Origin of the sequence: Paracoccus sp. MKU1 (assembly GCF_001447385.1) — a bacterium.
Taxonomy (GTDB): Bacteria; Pseudomonadota; Alphaproteobacteria; order Rhodobacterales; family Rhodobacteraceae; genus Paracoccus.
On sequence record NZ_LLWQ01000197.1, the window covers coordinates 1 to 5,999 of the forward strand.

Below are 5,999 nucleotides of genomic sequence, written 5' to 3' on the forward strand. Positions count from 1 at the left end.
CGAGACCGCCTGATGGCAACCGTCACCCACGTCTGCACCCTCGACTACATCGCAAAGATGCTGGGCGAAGACCCCGAGCTTCTCAAAGCCATCGTCTACAACGACGACAACCTGACCTATGGCTCGATCATCAGCGTCTATACCGGCCCGGATGACACCGTCACCGCCCTGACCGATGACGGTATCGATGAACTGAAAGACATGCTCAGGGACGCGCGCATCACCACCGAAACCTGGCACGCGTTCCTCGACGACTTTGTCGATGACGCGGAACTCGTCGCCCGCATCAAAACCCAATCGCCGCGGTAACAATCGGTCGGTTACCTTCCACTACGACAATCACGACCAGTTGCGACGGCATCTTCAGGACTTTATCGACGCCTACAACTTCGGCCGAAGACTGAAGACACTCAAAGGCCTCACACCTTGCGAGTTTATCTGCAAACGATGGACTTCAGAGCCCAATCGATTCATCATCGATCCAATCCATCAAATGCCGGGACTGAACACCTAATCGCATGTCCGGCGTCAAGCCTGTTCGACAACAGGCTGTGCGGGACCGGCGGTGTCGGGGCATCCATGCCAGAGGCGTCGATGCGGTCGGTCGGCAGGCCCTGTATCAGCAGAACAGCCCTGCTGCCCTGCTCATGGGCCTCCTATCAGGATATCTGTCATGCGCCCGGCGGCACGATGAGGATGAGGCCCTCCAGATCCTCGTGCGCGAGGATCTGACAGCTCAGCCGACTCGTCGGGGTCCGCTCTCCGTCGACCATCTCCAGCATCTCGTCCTCGAGCGGGCCGGGCGGGCCGAGACGTTCCGCCCATGCGGGATCGGTTGCGACATGGCAGGTCGCGCAGGCAAGCGCCCCGCCGCAATCGCCATGGATGCCCTGCACGCCCGCATCGCACGCGGCCCTCATCAGGTTCGTGCCCGAAGCGACATTGGCGCTGATTTCGCGGCCATCGGCATCACGCCAGGTTATGAGAGGCACTGTCATACTCCGTGGATTTCGCCGGGCGCGCATCCGCGCCCGGGTGGGATTCGCAAAGGCTCAAGAAACCTCAGGACGCGCCGACCGCACGCAACGGCATGTTTTCCGGGGGAACCTGCCGCCCGAGATAGCGGTAGAAATCCCAGATCGTGCCCTCATAGTCGCGCGGCGCCAGCGGACCGGAAGGCGCGTGGCGGGACGAGAGGGCCCGCTGCATCCTTTCCAGTTTCTCGCGATCCTCGCGATTGACCTCGTGCCAAAGCGCGATCCTGTCCTCCAGCTCGTCCTGCGTGAGCTCGTCGCCCCAGGTGGACATGGTCCATCGCACCCGGATGCGATCGACCGCCAAAGGCTGGATCGAGAAAGAGACCAGCAAGGTCGCCGCCTGGCTGGCGATCTGCGTCGGGAACAGGCAGAACAGCGTCGAGCGGCGGCGCTCCTCCTCGGTAAGACCCGGCGCCCCCATGCCGCGCGAGGCCGCGGTTTCGGGATAGTTGGCGCAATAGGAGGTGAAGCTGTCGTCGGACATCGACTTCCGGCTCAGGCCGGTCGGCGTGTAGGGATGCAGCGTTTCCGGATGCACCACCGAAAGATGGTAGGCTTCCATGAAATTCTCGACCAGGCATTTCCAGTTGGTGCGCCATTCCTCCTCGAAGCTGCGCACGATCCGCATTTCGCCGGTGCGGTAGTGGCCGAGCAGATTGCCGAGCTGGCCCAGGCGCGGCGCCAGCGGGCGGGCTTCGGGATCCAGGTTGGCATAGATGAAGCCGTTCCAGATCTCGCTGGGAAACGACGGGAGGCTGCACGTTTCCCTGGTGACGCCCTTGTCGCGCATCCTTGGGGCGTTGACCAGCTCGCCGGCGCGGCCGTAGCTCCAGGCGTGATACGAGCAGACGAAACGGCGCGTGGAGCCGGAGCCTTCGGCCAGCGGCATGCCGCGGTGGCGGCAGAGGTTGGACAGCACGCGCACGGCGCCGTCGTCGCCGCGCACCACCAGCAGCGGCTCGTCGAAAAGCCGGGCGGTGAAATAGTCCCCCGGGTCGGGGATCTCGTCGGCTCGGCCGAGGCAGTGCCATTCCCTGGACAGGAATGTCTCCACCTCATGGCGGAAATAATCGGGATCGGTATAGAACCGGCCCGGCAGGCATTGCGCGTCATGTTCCGGCAGGCCGGCGACGGCGCGCAACCTGCCGGTCATCGAGGGGATATCGGAAAGCGCGGTCGTCATCGGCCTATTCCGCGGCCAGGGTGGCAGCGCGGTCGAAGCCTGCGGTGCGTTCGGCGATGTAATGCATGAAATCGTAGATCGGCCGCTCGAGATAGGACAGATGCCCCGGCCGGGCCGCATTCGCGCTGAGGCCGCGGAAGACCTTCTCGGTGCAGCCGCGATCCTCGGCATTGACCTCGTCCAGCAGACCCTTGAGCGTGGCGACATATTCCTCGGCGCGCGGGTCGGCCATGAATTCGGGGGACAAGCCGCCGCCGAAGACGATCGCCACCTGCCCCGTGCCCTTGGGATGCAGCGACAGATACCAGAAATAGCCGGGCGTCAGCGTGATCAGGTGGCTGGGATAAAGCGTGATCAGCGCCGTGGTCTTGCGCCAGCGCCCCTCAAGCCGGGTGTTGTCGGGATGCGCATTGCCCATCGGCAGCGAGGCTTCCTTGGTGATCCAGTGATAGTTGAAGGCTTCGAGGCCCGGCGGGCACTCCATTTCCTCCAGCTTGGAATGGCCGCCCACGGTCGCGGCATGGCAGACCGGCAGGTGATAGCTCTCCATGAAATTCTCGGCGAGCACCTTCCAGTTGGTGTCCCAGACATGGGTCTCGCGGAAGCACTCGACATAGTTCTCCACCCCATAATGGGCGATCAGCTCTTCAAGCGGCGCCAGAGCCGGGGCGAGGCTGGGGCGATCCTTGTCCAGCGTGATGTAGATCCAGCCGAGCCATTCCTCGCAGCGGATCTGCGGCAGGGCGTAGTCCTCCTTGCAGAAGCCGGTGGTCCTGGTCATGAACGGCGCGCCGCGCAGCTTGCCGTCCAGATCATAGGTCCAGGCGTGGTATGGGCAGACCAGCAGGCGTTTGTTGCCGCAACCCTCGGCCAGGGTGGACATGCGATGCAGGCAGACATTCGAGAAGGCGCGGATCTGTCCGTCCTTGCCGCGCAGCACCACGATGGGCTGGCCGGCCAGGTCATAGGTCAGATAGTCCCCGACATTGGGCAGGCCGCTCGACCGGCCGACGCAGATCCATTCCCGAGAGAAGATGCTTTCGAGTTCGCAGGCCAGGAAATCGGGGCTCGTATAGACGGCGGGCGGCATCGCATGGGCGTCTTCGAGCGGGCGGTTGACGGCCTCGAGCAATTCGGAAACGGGCTGGGCTAGTGACATAAGGGGGCTCCTTGTCTTCGCATGGGGAAAAGTCCTGGCAGCCGGCCGAGCGGGCCGCCGGTCGGAAATCAGCTTGACCTTTTTCCAAGGAATATCAAAACTCGAATATCCGAGGTTTAAACCAGCTTTTATATGGTTCGATTCACCCTACGCCAATGCGCCTATTTCCGCGCCGTCGCTGAGCAGGGCGGCATCGCGCAGGCGGCGCGCGTGCTCAACATCTCCCAGCCTTCGGTGGCGCAGGCGCTGGAAAAGCTCGAGGATGTGACCGGCCTCGTGCTGTTCGAGCGGCACCACGCGCGCGGGCTGACGCTGACGCTCCAGGGTCGCCTGTTCCTTCAGCACGTCATGCGCCTGGAAGAACAGGCGCGGCAGGTCGAGCGCGAGGCCGCCGCGCTGGCTGCCGAGGTTGCCGGAGAGATTCGCCTGGGCGTGTTCTGGACGCTCTCGCCCTTCTACGCCGCCGGCCTGATCCGCAGTTTCAACGACGCGACCCCCGGCGTGATCGTCCGGCAGCAGGAGATGGCGCTGGCCGATCTGGCCGATGCGGTGCGGGACGGGTCGATCGACCTGGCGCTGACCTATGACCGGGGCAGCGCGCCGGATGGGCTGGCCTTCGTGGAGCTGGCGAAGCTGCGGCCGATGGTGGTGCTTGCCGCCGATCACCCGCTTGCGGGCCAAGACTCCGTGCGCCTGGCCGAACTGGCGGACGAACCCTATGTCATGCTCGACGGCCCCGGCAGCCGCCGATATTTCGAGGATCTGCTGGCGGAAAGCGGCATCAGCCCGCCGATTTCCTATGTCTCCACCTCGCTCGAGTCGGTGCGTAGCGCGGTCGCGTCGGGCTTTGGCTTCACCCTGCTGGTGATGCGCCCGCCATCCGCGACCACCTATGACGGCGGCGCGGTGAAGACCCTGGAGATCGAGGATGACTTGCAGCCCCTGCGCATCGTGCTCGCCTCGCGCGAGGGCGGGCATTGCGGGCTCATCACCCGGCGCTTCACGGACCATGCGGTCGCGTTCTTTGCCGCTCGCCACGAGACGACAGCCTGACCGCCGGTGAAGGCTGTCGGCGGACGGATCAGCTTACCGCATCAACGCCTTCAGATCGGTGGCCGCATCGGCCACGAGACCGGGCGCGGCGGTCCTGCCCGACTCGATCAGCCGCTTGCCCACCATGAAGGCGCGCGGGTCGTTCATCGCATCGACCGCGAGCAGCCGCTCGCCGGAGTAATACCAGATGCTGACCGTTTCCCCGTCGCCGGCCCGCGTGACCACCCGGTCATAGCCGGCGTTGAGACCGGCGATTTGCAGCTTGCAATCGTATTGATCCGACCAGAACCAGGGCTTGGGAAGGTAGTCCGTGCCCGCGCCCATGATGTTCGCGGCGACGAGTTCGGCCTGGTCGATGGCGTTGCCGACCGATTCCAGCCGCATCTGGACACCGTTCAGCGGAAACGAGGCGCAATCCCCCGCCGCCCAGACATGCGGTGCCGAGGTGCGCCCCTGCGCATCGGTGCGGATGCCATTGTCCAGCGCGATCCCCGCCGCCTCGGCCAGGGCGGTGGCGGGGACGATGCCGACCCCGACGATGACGAAATCCGCCGGCAGCTCCCTGCCATCCGTCAGGCGCACGGCGGTCACATGGCCTTCGCCCAGCAAGCGGTCGACGGCCATGCCTTCCATGATGGCCGCGCCGTGGTCGGCATGAAGCTTGCGGAAATAGGCCGAGGTCTCGGGCGCGGCCACGCGTTGCAGGATGCGCGGCGCCATCTCGACCACCGTGACCTCCAGCCCCAGCTTGCGCCCGACCGCAGCGGCCTCCAGCCCGATATAGCCGCCGCCGATCACCACCAGCCTGCGGCCGGGGGCGAAGCTGGCGCGGATGGCGTCGATATCGGCCAGGGTGCGAACGGTATGGACGCCGCCAAGCGCCCCGCCCATCTCGGCCGGCAGGCGGCGGGGAACCGAGCCGGTGGTCAATGCCAGCTCGTCATAGACCAGCATCTCGCCCCCCACCGTCACGACCCGCGCTGCGGGGTCGATGGCGGTCACCGGCTGTCCCAGTTTCAGGGTGATCCGGTTCTCGGCCCAGAAATCGGCGGACCGCAGCCAAAGCCGCTCCTCCGCCATCTCGCCCAGCAGATAGGCCTTGGACAGCGGCGGCCGCTGATAGGGGGGCGCGGGCTCGTCGCCGATCACCGTAATCTCCCCCTCGTATTTCAGCGCCCGCAGCCTGGCGGCCAGGGCGGCCCCGGCCTGGCCCGCACCAATGACGACGACATGCGACATGGTTTCTCCTCTCATGCTGTCTGATGTACGCCTTGCCCTCACCCTGGGGTAAGCCCCCTGAGTCTTTCGGAGCGCCTGCGCAGCAGCTCGACGGTGGTGAGCAGCGCGATGGAAAAGATCACCAGCAGCGTCGCCACGGCGAGGATGGCGGGCGAGATCTGCTCGCGGATGCCGTTCCACATCTGCCGCGGGATGGTCTGCTGGTCCGGCCCGGCGATGAACAGCACCGCCACCACCTCGTCGAAGGAGGTGACGAAGGCGAACAGCGCCCCCGAGATCACGCCGGGCAGGATCAAGGGCATGGTGATGCGGAAAAAGGTCGTGCGCG

Annotated in this window: 7 protein-coding genes and 1 pseudogene; 3 read left to right on the forward strand and 5 right to left on the reverse strand. The window is 65.4% G+C overall.

From position 1 onward, the window contains the following. On the forward strand, nt 1–309 hold a 309-nt coding region (locus tag AQY21_RS18390), incomplete at its 5' end, for a hypothetical protein (protein ID WP_238986824.1). 16 nt (nt 310–325) lie between these two features. Further along, nucleotides 326–514 (forward strand): annotated as a pseudogene (locus AQY21_RS27980) (IS3 family transposase); the annotation flags it as partial. A gap of 157 nt (nt 515–671) precedes the next feature. Here the strand turns inward: AQY21_RS27980 and AQY21_RS18395 are convergent. From AQY21_RS18395 to AQY21_RS18405, 3 genes are all read right to left on the reverse strand, one after another. Beyond that, nucleotides 672–998 carry a 2Fe-2S iron-sulfur cluster-binding protein gene (locus AQY21_RS18395; protein WP_203416564.1) on the reverse strand — a complete coding sequence of 109 codons (327 nt, stop codon included), beginning with the start codon at nt 996–998 and terminating at the stop codon, nt 672–674. A gap of 64 nt (nt 999–1,062) precedes the next feature. Beyond that, nucleotides 1,063–2,220: an aromatic ring-hydroxylating dioxygenase subunit alpha gene (locus tag AQY21_RS18400; RefSeq protein WP_065169958.1), complete on the reverse strand. Its 1,158-nt coding sequence runs from the start codon at nt 2,218–2,220 to the stop codon at nt 1,063–1,065. 4 nt (nt 2,221–2,224) lie between these two features. Beyond that, entirely contained in the window at nt 2,225–3,379 is a 1,155-nt protein-coding gene (locus AQY21_RS18405) for an aromatic ring-hydroxylating dioxygenase subunit alpha (RefSeq protein ID WP_058099072.1), read from the reverse strand. 132 nt (nt 3,380–3,511) lie between these two features. On the opposite strand from AQY21_RS18405, the gene AQY21_RS18410 reads away from it, so the two are divergent. After that, on the forward strand, nt 3,512–4,432 hold the full coding sequence (locus AQY21_RS18410) for a LysR family transcriptional regulator (protein ID WP_058099073.1): 921 nt from the start codon (nt 3,512–3,514) through the stop codon (nt 4,430–4,432). A 33-nt stretch (nt 4,433–4,465) separates the two neighbouring features. Here the strand turns inward: AQY21_RS18410 and AQY21_RS18415 are convergent, their stop codons facing one another. Both AQY21_RS18415 and AQY21_RS18420 read right to left on the reverse strand, forming a co-directional pair. Further along, a complete protein-coding gene (locus AQY21_RS18415; protein ID WP_058099074.1) occupies nt 4,466–5,671 on the reverse strand; it encodes an NAD(P)/FAD-dependent oxidoreductase in 1,206 nt (401 codons plus the stop codon). A 38-nt stretch (nt 5,672–5,709) separates the two neighbouring features. Further along, a partial coding sequence (locus AQY21_RS18420) for an ABC transporter permease (RefSeq protein WP_152988271.1) occupies nt 5,710–5,999 on the reverse strand: 290 nt, incomplete at its 5' end.